Origin of the sequence: Paenibacillus sp. EKM10P, assembly GCF_011800655.1 — a bacterium.
GTDB classification, from domain to species: domain Bacteria; phylum Bacillota; class Bacilli; order Paenibacillales; family Paenibacillaceae; genus Paenibacillus; species Paenibacillus polymyxa.
On sequence record NZ_JAALET010000012.1, the window covers coordinates 138,721 to 155,440 of the forward strand.

General features: G+C 50.1%; 15 protein-coding genes. 3 read left to right on the plus strand and 12 right to left on the minus strand.

Features of this window, described 5'->3' with window-relative positions; genetic code table 11:
• The first annotated feature begins 2 nt into the window (after positions 1-2).
• Positions 3-1,367: an iron uptake transporter deferrochelatase/peroxidase subunit gene (gene efeB / locus HFE01_RS21885; protein ID WP_016818508.1), complete on the plus strand. Its 1,365-nt coding sequence runs from the start codon at positions 3-5 to the stop codon at positions 1,365-1,367.
• Positions 1,368-1,391: 24 nt separating this feature from the next.
• Positions 1,392-3,221 (plus strand): FTR1 family iron permease, encoded by a 1,830-nt coding sequence (locus HFE01_RS21890; protein WP_045244858.1) that lies wholly within the window; start codon positions 1,392-1,394, stop codon positions 3,219-3,221.
• An 88-nt stretch (positions 3,222-3,309) separates the two neighbouring features.
• Here the strand turns inward: HFE01_RS21890 and HFE01_RS21895 are convergent, their stop codons facing one another.
• From HFE01_RS21895 to HFE01_RS21950, 12 genes are all read right to left on the minus strand, one after another.
• Positions 3,310-4,590: a type III PLP-dependent enzyme gene (locus tag HFE01_RS21895; protein ID WP_016818506.1), complete on the minus strand. Its 1,281-nt coding sequence runs from the start codon at positions 4,588-4,590 to the stop codon at positions 3,310-3,312.
• 82 nt (positions 4,591-4,672) lie between these two features.
• A complete protein-coding gene (locus tag HFE01_RS21900; protein WP_016818505.1) occupies positions 4,673-5,761 on the minus strand; it encodes a Gfo/Idh/MocA family protein in 1,089 nt (362 codons plus the stop codon).
• Entirely contained in the window at positions 5,758-6,909 is a 1,152-nt protein-coding gene (locus HFE01_RS21905) for a hypothetical protein (protein ID WP_016818504.1), read from the minus strand. Before HFE01_RS21905 ends, HFE01_RS21900 begins: the two co-directional genes overlap by 4 nt.
• A 17-nt stretch (positions 6,910-6,926) precedes the next feature.
• Entirely contained in the window at positions 6,927-8,459 is a 1,533-nt protein-coding gene (locus HFE01_RS21910) for an ATP-grasp domain-containing protein (RefSeq protein WP_016818503.1), read from the minus strand.
• 49 nt (positions 8,460-8,508) lie between these two features.
• Complete coding sequence (locus HFE01_RS21915; RefSeq protein WP_016818502.1) at positions 8,509-9,321, minus strand: ABC transporter permease; 813 nt, start codon at positions 9,319-9,321, stop codon at positions 8,509-8,511.
• 1 nt (position 9,322) lies between these two features.
• A complete protein-coding gene (locus tag HFE01_RS21920; RefSeq protein ID WP_016818501.1) occupies positions 9,323-10,129 on the minus strand; it encodes an ABC transporter permease in 807 nt (268 codons plus the stop codon).
• Complete coding sequence (locus HFE01_RS21925; RefSeq protein ID WP_016818500.1) at positions 10,119-11,111, minus strand: ABC transporter ATP-binding protein; 993 nt, start codon at positions 11,109-11,111, stop codon at positions 10,119-10,121. Before HFE01_RS21925 ends, HFE01_RS21920 begins: the two co-directional genes overlap by 11 nt.
• A gap of 70 nt (positions 11,112-11,181) precedes the next feature.
• Positions 11,182-12,258 carry a hypothetical protein gene (locus tag HFE01_RS21930; RefSeq protein ID WP_019688469.1) on the minus strand — a complete coding sequence of 359 codons (1,077 nt, stop codon included), beginning with the start codon at positions 12,256-12,258 and terminating at the stop codon, positions 11,182-11,184.
• Entirely contained in the window at positions 12,251-12,496 is a 246-nt protein-coding gene (locus HFE01_RS21935; protein WP_016818498.1) for an acyl carrier protein, read from the minus strand. Before HFE01_RS21935 ends, HFE01_RS21930 begins: the two co-directional genes overlap by 8 nt.
• A gap of 18 nt (positions 12,497-12,514) precedes the next feature.
• A complete protein-coding gene (locus HFE01_RS21940; RefSeq protein ID WP_019688470.1) occupies positions 12,515-13,891 on the minus strand; it encodes a preATP grasp domain-containing protein in 1,377 nt (458 codons plus the stop codon).
• A gap of 77 nt (positions 13,892-13,968) precedes the next feature.
• Complete coding sequence (locus tag HFE01_RS21945) at positions 13,969-15,162, minus strand: radical SAM/SPASM domain-containing protein (protein ID WP_016818496.1); 1,194 nt, start codon at positions 15,160-15,162, stop codon at positions 13,969-13,971.
• 46 nt (positions 15,163-15,208) lie between these two features.
• Entirely contained in the window at positions 15,209-15,487 is a 279-nt protein-coding gene (locus HFE01_RS21950) for an acyl carrier protein (RefSeq protein WP_016818495.1), read from the minus strand.
• A 364-nt stretch (positions 15,488-15,851) separates the two neighbouring features.
• Here HFE01_RS21950 and HFE01_RS21955 point away from each other — a divergent pair, with 364 nt between their 5' ends.
• Positions 15,852-16,718, plus strand: a complete 867-nt coding sequence (locus tag HFE01_RS21955; RefSeq protein ID WP_016818494.1) for a MurR/RpiR family transcriptional regulator — start codon at positions 15,852-15,854, stop codon at positions 16,716-16,718.
• The last annotated feature ends 2 nt before the right edge of the window (positions 16,719-16,720 follow it).

Here is a 16,720-nt window from a genome sequence, read left to right on the forward strand (position 1 = left end):
ATATGAAAGGCTTTAAGCGGCAAAAAGGACAAGAAAAGTCGCAGTATGCGGAATCCCGTAATGAACAGTCTGATCTGACAGAAAAGGATGCTCAGCCAGCGGATGATGAGCGATCAGGAAAAGGCAAATCTGTATCACGCCGTGATCTATTGAAGCTGGCCGGGGTAGGCGGATTAGGTCTACTGCTTGGCGGCGGGGGCGTGGGCGCTGTGCTGTCAGCCAGTCAACGCCTCGAAAGCATGATGACGGAGGCAGATACCAAAGATGTAGTTCCTTTTTACGGCAAACATCAGGCGGGAATTGTAACTCCGGCACAAGATTTTATCTGTTTCGCCGCTTTCGATCTAACAACCCCCGACAAGGAACAGGTGCGGAATCTCTTCAAGGCCTGGACGGAAGCAAGTGCTACAATGACTTCTGGTGTGCTGCTTGGCACCGATAATGAAAATATCAACCTCCCTCCTTCCGATACGGGCGAGGCAGCGGGATTATCTCCGTCCCGGACGACGATCACTTTTGGGGTGGGCCCCTCCTTTTTTGATGGACGGTATGGCCTGGCAGGGCTCAAGCCTGCCGGGTTCCGTGAGTTGCCTCGTTTTCAGGGAGACGCCCTGGATGAGCAATGGTGCGGCGGTGATATCGGAGTGCAGGTATGTGCCAATGACTTGCAGGTAGCTTTCCATGCCCTGCGTAATTTGGCGCGTATCGCCAGAGGAACGGCGGTACTCCGTTGGACGCAGGAAGGTTTCCAGCGGACGGCACAAGCTGATCCTGCGGGCAGCACACCGCGCAATTTGCTCGGCTTCAAAGATGGCACGGGAAACCCGGACACGTCCAAGGCAGACGAGATGAATCGGCTGGTGTGGACACAGACCAATGACGGACCAGCATGGATGGGCGACGGCAGCTATATGGCTGTACGCCGTATTCGTATGCGAGTAGAGGTATGGGATCGTTCAACATTAGGTGACCAGGAGGATACCTTTGGACGCCATCGCAGCAGCGGTGCCCCACTGGGCAAAAGCAAAGAGTTTGACAAGCTGGATCTGGCGGCTACAAGCCCTGAAGGCAAGCCGCTTACGCCCCCTACCTCTCATGTGGCATTGGCTCATGGGAACGGGAGCATTAATATTTTGCGGAGATCTTATTCCTATTCAAGCGGATTAGACAAACAAACAGGACAGCTCGATGCCGGACTGCTGTTCATCAGCTACCAGCGTGATCTGTTCAAGCAGTTCGTTCACATTCAGGAGAAGCTTGCACGTAATGACAAGCTGAACGAATACATTGTACACAAAGGCAGCGCAGTGTTCGCCTGCTTCCCAGGTGTGTCGCAAGGCGGCTACATCGGGGATACGTTATTTTAGCAGCAGGCAAGGAAGGGGATTTATATGAATCGGCGCAATAAAAGCTTGGGGTGGGTGTTTGTGCTGGTGGCGGCTCTGCTGCTGACAGTAACTCCCTTCATATCCGGCTCCAGGTCCGCTGCTTTCGCACAATCAAATGCTAAAGCTGTCTCTAATGATCAGCTGATGCCTGTGGTCGGCGGAGCACTGGTGGAGGCGGGACAAGACCAATGGACGGAAGCCTCCAAGGACCTAAAGGAATTCCGTGGTTTATGGGAAGCCGCCAAAGCAAATGGCGGGGATTCAGCTCACATCGCGGCTGTAGATCAAGCTCTGACCGATGCAGAAGAGGCGCTTGCCCATGGCGGCGGGGATTCAGCGAAAGCTGCGTTATCCGTGCTGGCGCGCTCGGTCAATGAGTTTGTGACTGCTGCCGAAGGAGATCAACCGGCTCCCGCCGGAGCTAAAGCAGCGGAAAAACTGCTTCCTATGGCGAAGGGCAGTCTGGCTGCCATGCAAAAAGGCGATTGGGCTGCTGCGCGGGTGGATTACGACCGAATCGTTAAAGCCTGGTATCAGGTGGAGACCCCGATTCGTCTGGACCATTTTTCGGTATACAGTTCGCTTGAAACAAAAATCAGCCTTATTCGCATCTCTATGCAAGCAGAGCCCATACGTCAAGCACAGGCTCTCAAGGAAATGCAGGAGTTAACGACGCTGCTGTCTGATTATAGTCAGGGCAAACTTGTGAACACAGATCAAGGGGCAGATGCAGGCAATGCCGCTGCCGGAGCAGCGAATGGTTCAACAGCTTCCCTCGGCGATGCAGTCACCCTGCTCGAATCCGCACGCCAAGATGTTGTAGCTAATCAGCCAGAGCAGGCCGCAGACAAGGTAGGTCAGTTTATCGCTACATGGCCTTCTGTCGAAGGACATGTACAAATTTCCGATCCGGCGTCTTACACTGCGATTGAAAATCAAATGACCGAGACTTCTGGATATCTGCTGTCTTCCCCACCGAATATGGATAAAGCCTTGCAGACTCTTGATCAGATGCTGGACAGGCTCCGTCCGTTGACCGAGGAACGTTCTTATACTGCATGGGATGCCGCACTGATTTTGCTGCGCGAGGGCATGGAGGCCATTCTCGTGCTCGCAGCTCTGCTCGCGTATGCCAAAAAAAGCGGCGAAGCTGTGGCTGGACGATGGATATGGGCAGGAGCTGGTACAGGACTGGTGCTAAGCGGAATACTGGCGGTGCTGTTCACCTCGTTGGTGACAGCTGCTGCATCGGGCAGCATGCGTGAGCTGTTGGAAGGTGTCACCGGGCTGGTAGCAGTTGTACTGATGCTAACGGTCGGTAACTGGCTGCATAGCAAATCCAATGCTGCTGCGTGGAACCGCTTTGTGGAAAACAGCGTGGGCAATGCGCTGGCACGGGGCAGCCTATGGTCACTCTTTGCGGTTTCTGCGCTCGCGATTCTACGTGAAGGAGCCGAGACAGCTATTTTTTATATCGGTATGGCTCCGGCCATTAAAACCTCGCAATTGCTGATTGGTATTGGCTCAGCAACGGTTATACTGGTCGTCCTTGCTTTAGCGATCATCAAGTTCAGTGTAAGGTTGCCAATTCGCGCCTTTTTCCTGACCGCCACTATACTGATCTACTATCTCGTATTCCGATTTCTGGGCGAAAGTATTCATTCCCTTCAGGTGGCAGGCAAGCTGCCGGGACACACTGCGTCCTCGCTTCCTTCTATTAGCTGGTTGGGAATGTATCCAACTTGGGAAACATTTGTCCCACAAGCCCTTGTGCTGATCTTTATGGTATGGCAGCTTGTCCGTCAGGAAATACGCAGCTCCAAAGCACGTTAAGTCAATACTACAATGCTGAAAATGTAAAAAACGCCAAATCACAGGTCCGATGGATATCGGCTCCTATGATTTTGGCGTTTTTACATACTTACATCACATCCTCAGGCAACGCAATCATACGCTGATGGTGCAGCAGGTCCGTGCGATCACCGTGTTCACGAATGACATGCACTTCCCCGCGATAATCGAGCAGTTCCGCTGGAGTAGCATGTCCCAAAAAATATAATGGGCTGTAGCTTAATCCATAGGCTCCTGCGTTCGGAAAAGCAATATAATCGCCTTCGCGAATCGGGGGCAGCTCCGCTTTTTTCACAATACAATCCTCGGGTGTACAAAGCGGACCGACAATGCTTACCGTCTCCAGCGCCGTGGAAACCTCTTCTCCCACTTGTCTGCGCATAATTCGCACCGGGTAATTGTCCCTTAAGCGGCGTCCCCGAAAGGTAGCTGAGACGTAGTGATTCATGCCGCCATCAGCCACGACAAACTTCTCTCCCTTGGATTCCTTGGTATACAACGCCCGGCAGACATACATGCCTGATTGAGCGACCAAATACCTGCCGCTTTCAATGATCAGCCTAACCCCGGGCATACTGGATCGAGTCTGTTCCGCGAGTGCATTGAGTCCGTCAATGACGTGATCCATATCGAGCGGCTGTTCATGAGCAAAATAAGGTACACCAAACCCACCGCCCAAATTGACCGTATGCATCGCCACACCATACTGAGCCTGCACCCGTTCTGCCAACTGCAAGGTATTCGCAAATGAAGCTAAAATCTGATCCGCTTTCAGCATTTGCGTACCTGTATACACTTGAATGCCTTGAAAATATACGTGCGGGCAATCTTCCAGCACCTTAAAAAAGTGATCCAGCTGCCCTTCATCGACTCCAAAAGGGCGCGGAACACCGCCCATTTTAATCGTTGCTCCCGACAGGTCATTATCGGGATTGATTCGAACCGCAGCTCTGACAAACACGCCTGTTTGGGCAGCAATGTCCTCCAGTAGACGTAGCTCTCTCACCGATTCAACATGGATGCAGCCGATCCCACAGGCTATCGCCTCGCGCAGCTCGGCTACCGTTTTCCCCGGCCCAGCGTACAGCACATCCTCCGCAGCATACCCGGCCTCCATGGCGACGAACATTTCTCCAGCCGAGGCAATTTCCACACCGCAACCTAACGAGCGCAGCAACCCAGCCAAGGCTACGTTACCATTAGCCTTGAGCGCGTAATGTACACGCACGGCCGGATGTAACCGGGCCAGCAACGAGCTGACGTGAGCATGCAGCGCGTCCCCATCATAATAATAAAAGGGTGTCGGATGCTCGCCGAATCGCTCCAGTAAGACTTGATCCTTTTGATCCATCTGCCGAATCCCTCCTTTCTTTGCTTGGATACTCTGTATTTGGTATTACTCGAATTTCACCGATTGAAAACCACAATCATACTCATATGGCATAGATCGCCTCGCCTGAGCGTGCTGCTTGATGAATAGCTGCCAGCAGTCTGACGCGTTCAGCAGCCTCATGAAATGGAATGGGCTCCGTTTCACCCCGGATGATGCTGCAGAAGGCATCCAACTGATTGACATAATAGTTCATGGGCTCAAAAACCGTTTTGCTATGCGAGGATGTCTGTGATAACAAGGACTGTGCTGCCGTATCTGTTATATTCACCGCGATATCCTTCTTTATTTCCGTCTTGAGTGTCATTTTATAAAAGCCTAAATTCGCCCGAAAGCAATCCTTTAAGGTGACTACTGCCGAATCAAAGGTCAGTACATGAGCACAGCGATAAGGTCGCTCAAATGAGAAGAGGGCAGATGCCTCTAGTCCGCTTGGGTAACGGGCTTGTGCACGAAATGTCCAGTCACAGCCATGGGGGCCATCGAAATCCGATTGACTGTGGAATTCCGCCTGCTCCAATCCAACGACGGCCTGAAGCAATTGGAGCCAGTACACACCCAGATCCCAAAAGCAGCCCCCGCCTTGCTCCGGTCGGGATCGGTAATTGTCCGCATGCCCTTCTTTTGCCGGAATGCATAGACTCGTCTCTATGGAGCATAAGCGACCATAGCGACCCGATTCTACGATTCTGCGCAGCTCACGTTGCCAGGGATGATGCTGCACCATGACTCCCTCCAGCAGATAAGCGTTGCACTGGTCGACGATAGCTGCCAAAGGAGCCAGATCAGCCGTATTCAGGCATAACGGTTTTTCCACCAGCACGTGCTTATGAGCTTGTAAGGCTCTGCCAATCCACTCAGCATGTAAATCGTTGCTGAGCGCAATATATACAGCGTCGATGTCTGGGTCTTTTAACATATCCTCAGCATGTTGATAAACGACATTGACTCCATAACGCTCTGCCATTTCTTCCGCCTTGGCAACCGTACGGTTCGCAAGCGCGGTCACGCGTGCTCCTGCAACATGTCGGATCGGTTCCAGCAACGCACGAGGGGCAATGGCAGAACAGCCAATGATCCCAAAGCGAATATCTGGCATCGCAGGTTCTTGCGCAGCCGCGGCCGCGTTCATGATCCCTGCTCCATTCCTGATGGCACTTGAATGCTCTTCACATAGGACTCTATATAACGCGGCGTCCGACTGCGCAGCTCTACGATCCTCCGATGCATTTCCTCCAGAATCTGAGCACTGGCGCCATAGGTTCCAATCCACGTCTCGTAGCGCATGCCTAACCCCAGACGTTCCCATAGATCCGCATTATGCTTCTCATGCACACCAAACGGCTCCAGCATAATCAACGGAGTAGCTGTAGCGAACGAATCGGTCAGGCTGCCGCCACCGGGCTTGCTGACAATGGCCTGGGCATGACATGCTCGGTCCAGCATGCAATGGTAATCCGGTCCGACCTGATACACCGTTTCCTCACCCATTTTCACCTCTCCGAAAGGTGGAAATGTATGCTCCCCGGCTTCATTTCGTTGCCATGTTCTCCATTGCGGGTCCATCCGAAAATAGCGTATACTGTCCCGCTGTTCATCTGGCTGATCCTGATCATACAGCAGCAGATCCAGTTCCCAGCCCGCTTCTGCCAACCGTCCAACCTTCTCACGGTAGGTGCCCATCCCCCAACCGCCGCCATGTACGAATAAGCGGGATTGCCGTGCTTCAAAAGGGATATGCTCCACTGCTGGGATGTCAATATAGTGGCTGACTCTATTTTTATCATTTTCAAACAGGGTCGTTTCTCCACAGCCATCAGCAAAATGCGGATGATGCTTGGCTAGATTTTTCCAAGAAGGAGAAGGTGTCGAATCCATATACACGATGTCCACATACACCGACTCCGGCTCTCTGCGCCTGCGATACTCCTCCAGTACATACATCCAATGACCGGATAAGCATATAAAATACCGCCGATCCTCTTCTATCCATTGGTTCAGCAGTACTTCCATCGCTGCGGGGTCCAGTGAATGACGCATATCCTGCGGAACCTTTTGCGACATTAAGGCCACTGCAAAATTGTCATGGTAAGCTTTCCGACTTTTGTCGACCTTGAGACGGGCCGATTCTGGCAGTACATTTTCAAATACATGGATCGCCGTATCCATGCCCAGCTTGCGAAGACCTGCTTGCAGCAGCAAGCCAGGGGTATAAAAGCCCAATCCGAAACCGGAACACAAAATCGTTACCTTCATAAGCTTCTCCGTACTCTTACGCATGCTTATACGCCTCCCGTTTAATTCAGCACTGTAAAATGTCGCTCTGCCAAAAAACGCTCCAGCTTGGTAGTCAATCGCATTTTTTCCTCATCGCTCGCAGCAACCAGTTCCAAATAAAGCCGGCCTTTGCCTCGTGCCCGTTCATTTCCGTCAGCTTCTTGTTTACCATTCAAATCAGGCTGACTCATGCCGTTCCCTTCTGGTCCGCCATCGCTGGCTCCAATTCCACTTACGCGAACCTGCTTGGCAGATGATCTGCCTCCGCGCCCGGTTGTGTTTCTGCTTGGCGTGGTTGTATGACCTGCAGTCTTGTTCTCACCGTCTCGTCCACCTGTGTTTACATATAACGTATTGGCTCCCAGAGGCATGACACCTTCCTCACGCTCACCTGTGAATAGCAATCCCTCGCCTTTCAGCCCTTCCAGCAGTTCTTCATAGGATAGACTCCCATCATGGGACAGCGAATAATTCGTCAACGTGCCATGCATATTTTTCCCGGCCAGATAGGTATCGAGCTGATGCTTGATCAAACTCATCGACTTTCTGGCATTAATTTCGATAATGGGCTCCAGCTTCCCGCCGCGAAGTGTCATGGAGTCAATACAAACATCGCCATAATATCCATCCCGATACAATTGCTGCCCCACGTCCTGCATCAAGCTAAAATAGCCGTCGCGCTCCAAACGTTCCATAAAAGCCTTGTCTGGCGATAGGGATTCCCGATAGGCGAATTGAGTATTAGCCAGCCATTGCACAGATATAATGTCGACACGTCCATCATCGCTAATCGTGAATTGGCATGAAAAATCCTGCTCTTTCTCCAGAAAAGGCTCCAACAGGAACAGTACCCGTTTGCCTTTACGCTCCTGTCCACGCAAATACGATACGACCCGGTCCAGCATTTGTGTCGAGGTAATGTGTAGATTGCCTTTGCCCGATACGCCAAAATCATCCTTGATTAAAAAGCTTCCATCCCGCAGCAGTTTACGTCCTGCTTCAGCGACATCCGCAAACGAAGTCACAATATGGCCTGGATTGCGCAGACCTAGATTGCGTTTTAGCTCAGAGGAATAGGTTTTGGCATTTACCTTGCGAATCGTTTCCAGCGGTGGCTGATGCAATGTAATTCCCCAAGCACGTGCGGCCTCCTCCACATGCGGCAACCCCGCAAATGGACTAAGCACACAGCCCTCCAACTGAGGAAAACCTTCATCGGCATCCGTCTTGCGACTGCTCAGCAGCTCAAAAACGGATGCGGCCGACACATTGCCCGCCTGTTCCATTCCGTCAGTCAAATCCCGTTCGTTTACAGCCGGATGAAAGCCTAGCTGCGCGATATACTGACGGTGCACAGGTGAAATGGCATAACGTGTCAATAAGGCGTCTCCCGGCTGGCAAAAGCTAAAAAGCAATTCATCCATAGCTGCTACTATGGCCGAAGAAGCCCGGTCAGGCAGGGCGGGTAGGGAAGCTAGCTCGGTATCTCGCCAGTAAGCCTCCGCTTCGAACGTGCCCATATATAAATGACGCTGGTTCGGTATCGCATTCATATGATTCGCTTCCTTTCCTGCTTCATTATGAACCTACTACACGGTAGCGCTACTGGCTCGCGCTCGTATAATCACGTAGAGCAAACTGCCATATCAAGCGGATAATCGCCAGCAGCCAGAGAGGTGCGAGAAAGGCCCATAGCATCAAACCGGGTTGCATTTTACCGAGAATGAACATGGGCGGAAAATTACATATGACAAACACCGGAAGCACAAACAAGCCAATACGCTGAATCAGGTTACTGTATACGGCCATCGGCACGTAGTTTGTCTCGAAAATGCTGTTGGACAGCTCTGTAACACCGTTCGTGCGGATAATCCAGAAGGCCAGCAATTGGGGCAGCAAAAACACGGAGTATGCCGTAAGCACTCCACATCCGAGCAGCACAGCAAATCCTCCCACGGTTTCTACATCAAATGGCAACCCCAGATGATACCAGCCAATGCCTGTCATGATTCCACCGCCCACGACATTCGGCACAGTATAGCCCAGTTCAAATTGACGCAGTGTCACCATAAATTGCAGCGATACTGGTTTGGTCATGAGCACGTCCAGTGAGCCAGTGCGAATTTTGTCAGGCAGGCTTGTAAAATTACTGTAAAATAATCCACTATAAAATCCGCTCATCATCGTAAACACGCCGATATATAAGAGCATGGCATCGGGAGACCAGCCGTTAATGTCCGTCCCAGCGCGATATGGAAGCGATGCGTATAGCAACTTGATAAACAAATAAGCGGTTTCAACCAGGCATGCACTTATAAAATTAGTGCGGTATTCCATTTGCGACATGACGGAAAACTGGACAAATTTCCAGTACAGTCTGAGGTAACGTCCAACGTTTCGAAAAACATTTTTCATGTTAACCTCCCACCGAGACAAAGCGTTTGACTCCGGCTTGCCACACCCAGCGCGATACGGCCGCCAGCACTGCAATCCAGATCCATTGCACGCCAATGCCTTCAGCGGCTTCCAGCACAGTCAGCTTGCCCGTCAACGCATTCACCGGAAAAAATACGGTATAGCTGAACGGCAGCAGACTGAACAAACGGGCCAACGCATCTCCAAAAATCGTCAGCGGAAACACAGTACCGCTAGCTACATAAATGACAAGCGACACCGTATAAAAAAGTCCCGCCGATTCTGTCATCCAAAAAGCTATGCCACTCAGCGCATAATAGACCACAAAATTAAGCACAAGTGCTCCCGGCAACGCCAATATGTAAAGCAGGATGTACGATAGCTCGAAGCTAATTTGTCCTTCCAGGCTAAGGCATAACAGCAAAATAGCAGCCGCCAGCAGCACAACTGCGGACTGTATGACTTTGCCTCCAATAAACCGGCAAAAACGGTAGGCAAAATAATGTACAGGCTGTACCATGAATTTTGCCAGTCCACCTTCCTTGATATCTGTAGCAATTTCGTATTCAAAGCCTGTAGCAATCAGTTTTCCAGTTACTCCCGCCATAACCACATACACCAGCATTTCCGGCAGAGAATAGTCCACCACTCTTGCTTGTCCTGAAGAACCGAATACCGCAAGCCAGAGAAAAATTTGTGTCATGATCGGTAGCATAAATCCCGCCATTTGTAGCCAATAATTGGCTCGATACTCCATTTCGTTTTGCATACCAAGCTGGAGCACCTTCACATATTTGTTATTTCGCATCGGCCAGCCTGCCCCCATCATACAAATTGGCTATCCCCTCTTCCAGCGGGACGTCCTCAATCGTAAAATCAACGACAGGCAGTGCATCCAAAATCTTTTTGGACCAAGTCAACGTATCTTCTGCGTCCAGCTCAAATACCGCCTCCAGCTCCGAGTTGGAGCGAAGCTTGCCGAGCCCCGCCAACGTCAGGTTGGATACAGGGGTCTCCAGTCGAACCTTGAGCAGTTTACGAGCACCCATGACCTCATTCACCTTGTGCAAGTCTCCGTCATACACCAATCTGCCCCCACTGATAATGATGGACCTAGTGCATAAATCCTCAATGTCCTTCATGTAGTGGCTTGTCAGCAAAATGGTCGTCCGGTGTGTACGATTATAAGCTTTGAAAAACTCCCGAATCCGCCGCTGAGAAACAAGGTCCAATCCGATGGTCGGCTCATCCAGTAAAATGACTCGTGGGCGATGCAGCAGCGCGGCGATTAGTTCCATTTTCATACGCTCGCCGAGCGATAGTCGCCGCACCTGCACATGCAGCTGCTCCTCCACCCCAAGCAGAGTGACCAGCTCATCCAGCGCCTCTTTATAACGGTTATCATCGATTTCGTAGATAAGCTTGTTCAGCTCGAACGACTCGCTTGCAGGCAAATCCCACCAGAGCTGGTTTTTCTGTCCCATTACGATGGAAAACTGACGTTTAAACTCCTTTTGGCGCTTCCACGGGGTAAAGCCGAGTACCGATGCCTCCCCGTCTGTGGGATGGAGAATGCCGGACAGCATTTTGAGCGTCGTTGTTTTGCCCGCCCCGTTTGGGCCAAGAAATCCGACAATCTCACCTTCCTCAATGCTAAAGCTAACATCCTGCACAGCCTTTTTGGTCAGCTGTTCACGCTTAAACAAATTTTGTAACGATTTGCGCACGCCCGGCTCCTTTTTGTAGTACGTAAACGTTTTCGACAATTGGTTTAATGTAATGGACGGCAATGAATTCCCCTCCTCTTTCCTCTGTGCGTGATACCTGGATGAACATGCCTGATATAGCCGAATGCTTAGACTACTCGGCTGCTTGCTCAGCTAAAATCATCAATTCCTCCAGCATATGGCGCTGTCTTTCAATCAAATGCAGAGCCCGCTCTGTAATCTCAGGCATCCGATGCTTGCGCAGTTGGAGTCCTGTTTTGTAAATATGCAGATTAAGCTTGTGCCAATCCCTGTGAAGTGCCTGTGCCAATTCAATGACATGCTGGGTTTGCGGCCCAAGCGTATCTTGATGCAGCCGGCAATAATCAGCTGTATAATCTGTCAAATGAAGAGCGCTGCCTAATCGCAGATTGTAATAGATTTCATGACAGTACGTCCGAAACTCCTGATCCTCCATGTCTTCTAACAGATGGAAGTCATCGACAAATGACCGGTAACCTGCATCTCCCCGCTTGACCTGCTGGTCTGTTGCAACTTTCTCACCCGTCACATACTGACGAATATGGTAAGCACACGCAGCATGCAGCTCCCTTGGCGAAAGCGGGACAGGCTGCTCCACTAGCCATGCATACTCAATAATGCCCTGCATGAGGTCGTCGAGCCGGGCTGAGCCCACATAAGTCATCGCATGTCCCGAGGAATCGAGCAGGAAGCTATCATTCACCTGTGCCGTCCGTTCTTGCAAGTCCAATCCGCACAACTCAATCACATGGCCCCTTGGGTAATTTTTCACATATACGTCGTGATAGGTTAAAGCGGTGCTAGACGTATGCAGCATCGTACCATAGCCGGATGTGAGCACCTGCAACAGGTCGGTTTCATTGCTGACTCCTTCGATCCACGGTTCTACCCGAATAACCGGTCCGCCACTGGCGGCCATTTCTTGAAGCTGCTCCGGATATTTCTCCGGCCCGAAGCGCTTCAAATCTCCACCATACTCTGCGCACATACTCCCACACAGCATGAACAGCTCAGCTTCCGCCATGTTCACTCCATACCTCCGCAATGAAGTACGCAGGGAAGAATATACACAATGTTTCCCTGGGAGAGCGCTTGCGATTTCTTCTGCACTATGGTCAACTATGGAATCATGACGAGTTCCCATATCGGATTGCAGCCTAGGTCTTGTCTGTTCAGCGCCCTTATGCATATTTGCCCAGCAGACGCTCAATGCCTTGCAATGTAGACAGATGCTCCAGCACCAAATCGTCGTCCTCCATCGTAATATCAAGCTCATTTTCTAATTCAACAATTAATTCAACAGCAGATAAGGAATTCAGCCCCAAGGTTCGCAGATCCTGATCCGGAGTGAGCTGTTCCAGCTCGCCGGGAGCCAGCTTCAAAACCTTTTCCAGTAAAGGTACTACATGGTATACGTCTGTTTTCATTCTCGATTCCCTCCTAATTTATGAGCATCCTAATCCAGCAATGATACCTTCCAATTTGTGCGCATAAGCATCAGCTTCCTGCCAACTGTCTGCCAAAATAAGTGTAAAAATCCGGTTCACATAGCCCCGCTTCACAGGAATACCAGACAAAGTGCCCGCCGTATAAACAAACACCCCTTCAGGTCGCTCGGGTGTATATAGCAGGCCTTCCTCCGCCAGCAACCCGCACAAACGGCTGTAGGTGAGAGGTGTAGTGGTCACGTTGCGATAATAACGGGAAAAGGTCTTATGCTGTTCTCCCAAGACAGAGGACAGGAACGAGATGTAAGTAGACAGGGTAAATCTGCCGTTAATCTCGATCACTGGAACCAGCAAACCATCTTCGTCAACAAAACCGTCAATGGAGGCCATTCCCGTATACCCGATGGAATAGAGATACGTTCCCAACTGATAGGCGCATCGTCTCACTTCTTCCTCCAGCGTTTCGCCAATATCAGCGGGAACCTGGGACCCGATATAGACTGTGCCGTCTACGTTTTGCCTTTTTAGTGAAAACATCGTCACCCCACCGCCCTCGTCAATGCAGAGCTGGTAGTTCAGATCCATTTGCTTATTGTGCCAGCGCTCCACCAGCCAGCCGCCAGAAGACGATGACGAGCCGCCGAAGCGTCTCATCACACTCAGCAGTGTATCCAGCTTGGACAGCTCGTCCAGCATATACATGCCTTGTCCCGAGGCACCGTGCGGCTGCTTAATAATCAGCTTCACGGGCTCGTCCGATAAGCCAGCCAATCTCTCACATTCTCTGCGAATTGCCGCTTCATCTGCACACACAGCGCCTTCGCTGACAGCAAAACCAAGCTTTTGTGCGGTCAGACGGCTAAATATTTTATCATTCACCTGGGCGCACACCGCAGATGGAGCGCCGATCAGCTCCAGCCCGCAACGCTCCGCAATCGCTTCCTCCTGCGGTGTGACCGCATAGGGTACGAGCCATGCTTTGGTACCACCGCTGCTATGGCCTGCATCCGCAACCGCGCGTAATCGTGCCAAAAGCGCGTCATCGGCCAGTACCAGCTCTGAAATCGGCGTTAGCGGATCAGAGGGCTCTGGTACCTCAATACGCGGCAGGCTGAAGCCTAACCGCTGAAGCATGTCCAGAAATGCCTCATCCGGCTGTTCACGGAGTACAATGACATCCTGACTTCGGCATAGCAGGAGATTCATTTCCTCCATCCGGTTTACAACCTGCTGTTCATCCCGGTCTACCATGCCCCCCTTCCGGGGGGATGGATGCCACACTTGCTCTGCGCCGATATTAAACAGCCAAATCAGGACCCCATGATCCCGTTCATGAGCAAGTGCTTCCACAAGGTTAATCGTTTTAGTCGTCACGTCTTGTCATCATCCCTCTCTCTTCCATCTAGGAGCAAACAATATCCATAGGAGATCCATAGGAGATCCATAGGAAACTAAATGTATTTCAGAGAGCCTGCCCCGTGCAGATACAATACACTGCATTTGGAGCACACCGGCGTCAATCCTTCATGGTTAATCTTTTGACGGGTTTTTTCATACGCATCCGAATTCCATATTTCCTTCAGACTGTGCTCACGCAAACTTCCAATTGTGAACTCACTGAAAAATTTGCAAGGCATAACCTTTCCGTCTGGTAAAATATCTGTTCTGGAGGTGAGCGCCAAGCAATGATTGGAACAACGGCTGACCATTTCCTCGCCATGTATAAATTTATCAATTTCCTCATAATCCAAGCCGGGCTGATAGCGCACGCGAATGTTCCATACCCGCTCATTGATCCGCTGTAATTCCTGCATCAGAGGGTCAATGTTAGCCGGGTTGATTTTATATTTGAAAGCATGCCAGCTACTAATATTTTTTTCTTCAAGTTGTCGGAGCCAGGAGAAATTACGTGTAAAATATTCATCCATTTTAAAGGAGGTTTCTTTGGAAATGTACCAGGGGAACGTCAGCAGCACCAGATCCAGCCTCTTGTCCTCCAACATTTGCAGAAATTCGTACATCCGTCCGATCATGTTATCGTTAATGACCGCATGGACAGTTACCCGTCCCTTGTACAATCCCTGATCGCGAAGTTCAATCAGCTTATCCATCTGCCGCATTGTTTTTTGAAAGGTGCCTTTACCGCGTATTAAATCGTGTTCTCTTTCAAAACCTTCAATCGCTATTAACAATTCCAGATTTTCAGACAAGTCCAAAATCCGGTCCAAATATTTATCAATGAGTAGTCCATTTGTACAAAAGGTCATTTCACGCCGATCTTCCGCCAGCACGTCCAAAATTTCATCAAAGCGCCGGTGAAACATCGGTTCACCACCCCACATGTACAGTCGGGACTTAACCTCCTTCGTTTCGCTCAAAATCTGCCGGAGCATGTCCGGGGCAAGATCCATATTCTGTTCTTCTTTATCCATCTGGTGATGATAGCCTTCCTCGTTCCATTCAAAGCAGTGCGTGCATCTTAAGTTGCAACGGTTGGTCAGCTTAATACCGATCGTCTGGGGCATGTCCGTTTTGAAAGCAGGGTCCTGTGTTGCGTTACGATAAGACACGGAAGCGTTTTTCAGGTTACGCTTGATGAGCTTGAAAGCCTTCTCATCAATCAGCACATTGCTTTTGGGCTGCATGCTAACACCTCGTTTAATGGATTTTCAGGCAAAGTCTACCCTACGTTCAGACTGTCTCCATACCTTCCGGGTGCGGCACTTGCTCCGCATCGCTCATTTCTTGAATGTAACTGCAAAACGCATCTACTGAACGGAGATGTTCCAACTCAAAGGAATCAAAATCAATCTCCACATCAAATGCATCCTCCACTTGCAGCATGAAATGAACCAATTGCAACGAATCTAGTCCTGCATCATGAATAATGTCCGAATGTCCATCCAGCTTAGCGACCAATTCAGGATCTTCCTTGACCGCGCTGATCATTTCAATCACTTGGCTTTGCATAGCAAACTCCTCCTTGTGAATGAGATACTACTCTTCCGTCCAACGATGCCGTCTAAAAAGCTCCTAGAAAATTTCCTTGCTTGGAACTATATTCAATTATACTCCTCCATTGAAGAGACAAGTCAATAGGTTGTTTTGTAAGTAAAAGTCGCAAGATGTAAATTAATGTATGATTACTTCTACAAATTTTTCTGCATTCATTATTCATTTTATAGAAGCTACACTTGAAAGCGATCAGCCTCTCTCCTCTTGTATGAAAAGCGTAATTATTTTACAATATATACGAAAATATTTTTCTTTATTTTTTCTAATTAAACGATACTTTTTTTCATAAAAGCATTATATAGCTAAAGGAGCACAGCCCATGTCCCCCATTCTTCATACATTATCCCATCGACTGGATCAGTTGCCCGTACAAGAGCGTAAGCTGGCGGAATCTATCCTGCAAGCCCCAGAAAATGTGCTGCACCTGGGTATTCGGGAACTGTCAGAGCGTTGTGGTGTGAGTGCCGCAACCGTTACACGGTTTTGTAAATCACTCCATTTTAAAGGGTATCCCGATTTCAAAATGAAGCTGGCCGCCGAGTTGTCCCATTCCAACCTTACAGGTGAAGAATCCTATCAGGACATTGTGGCTGGAAATTCACTTTCCCGCATCGTGAAAGCTATTCAGGCAAACCATACGGCCTCCATCGCGGACACGACCCGGCTGCTGGATTTCGACAAGCTGGAGCATGCCATTGCATGGCTGTCAGCCACAAGCCGTATTGATCTCTATGGGATGGCGACATCCTCAATTGTGGCGCAGGATTTTTACCAGAAGCTGATCCGTATTGGCAAGAATAGCACTGCCTTCGCGGATTCTCACATGCAGATCACCTCTGCCTCCTCGCTCGGAGCGGAGGATGTAGCCTTTGCCGTCTCTTATTCAGGAGAAACCCAGGAGACGATTGCGGCTCTACGGTGTGCAAAGGAACAGGGTGCCAAAACATTATCCCTGACCTCCTTCGGAAACAATACGCTGGCAAGCCTTGCGGATATTGCGCTATTTTCCTCTTCATTGGAGGAAGGAATGCGACGTGGAGACATGGCCTCCCGCATCGCCCAGCTTCATATTATAGATATCCTGTTTACAGGTATGGTGAGCGCTAATTTTGACAAATATATTCCGAGATTGGAAGGTTCATATCAACAAGTGAGTAAGCTCAAAAAACAACCAGGGGGTCACTAAAG

Excerpts from the sequence above, each read along its gene's own strand:
- efeB (WP_016818508.1), top strand. The coding sequence starts at position 3 with ATGAAAGGCTTTAAGCGGCAAAAAGGACAAGAAAAGTCGCAGTATGCG.
- HFE01_RS21915 (WP_016818502.1), bottom strand. The coding sequence starts at position 9,321 with ATGAAAAATGTTTTTCGAAACGTTGGACGTTACCTCAGACTGTACTGG.
- HFE01_RS21910 (WP_016818503.1), bottom strand. The coding sequence starts at position 8,459 with ATGAATGCGATACCGAACCAGCGTCATTTATATATGGGCACGTTCGAA.
- HFE01_RS21920 (WP_016818501.1), bottom strand. The coding sequence starts at position 10,129 with ATGCGAAATAACAAATATGTGAAGGTGCTCCAGCTTGGTATGCAAAAC.
- HFE01_RS21900 (WP_016818505.1), bottom strand. The coding sequence starts at position 5,761 with ATGAACGCGGCCGCGGCTGCGCAAGAACCTGCGATGCCAGATATTCGC.
- HFE01_RS21895 (WP_016818506.1), bottom strand. The coding sequence starts at position 4,590 with ATGGATCAAAAGGATCAAGTCTTACTGGAGCGATTCGGCGAGCATCCG.
- HFE01_RS21945 (WP_016818496.1), bottom strand. The coding sequence starts at position 15,162 with ATGCAGCCCAAAAGCAATGTGCTGATTGATGAGAAGGCTTTCAAGCTC.
- HFE01_RS21930 (WP_019688469.1), bottom strand. The coding sequence starts at position 12,258 with ATGCATAAGGGCGCTGAACAGACAAGACCTAGGCTGCAATCCGATATG.
- HFE01_RS21950 (WP_016818495.1), bottom strand. The coding sequence starts at position 15,487 with ATGCAAAGCCAAGTGATTGAAATGATCAGCGCGGTCAAGGAAGATCCT.
- HFE01_RS21905 (WP_016818504.1), bottom strand. The coding sequence starts at position 6,909 with ATGCGTAAGAGTACGGAGAAGCTTATGAAGGTAACGATTTTGTGTTCC.
- HFE01_RS21935 (WP_016818498.1), bottom strand. The coding sequence starts at position 12,496 with ATGAAAACAGACGTATACCATGTAGTACCTTTACTGGAAAAGGTTTTG.
- HFE01_RS21890 (WP_045244858.1), top strand. The coding sequence starts at position 1,392 with ATGAATCGGCGCAATAAAAGCTTGGGGTGGGTGTTTGTGCTGGTGGCG.
- HFE01_RS21955 (WP_016818494.1), top strand. The coding sequence starts at position 15,852 with ATGTCCCCCATTCTTCATACATTATCCCATCGACTGGATCAGTTGCCC.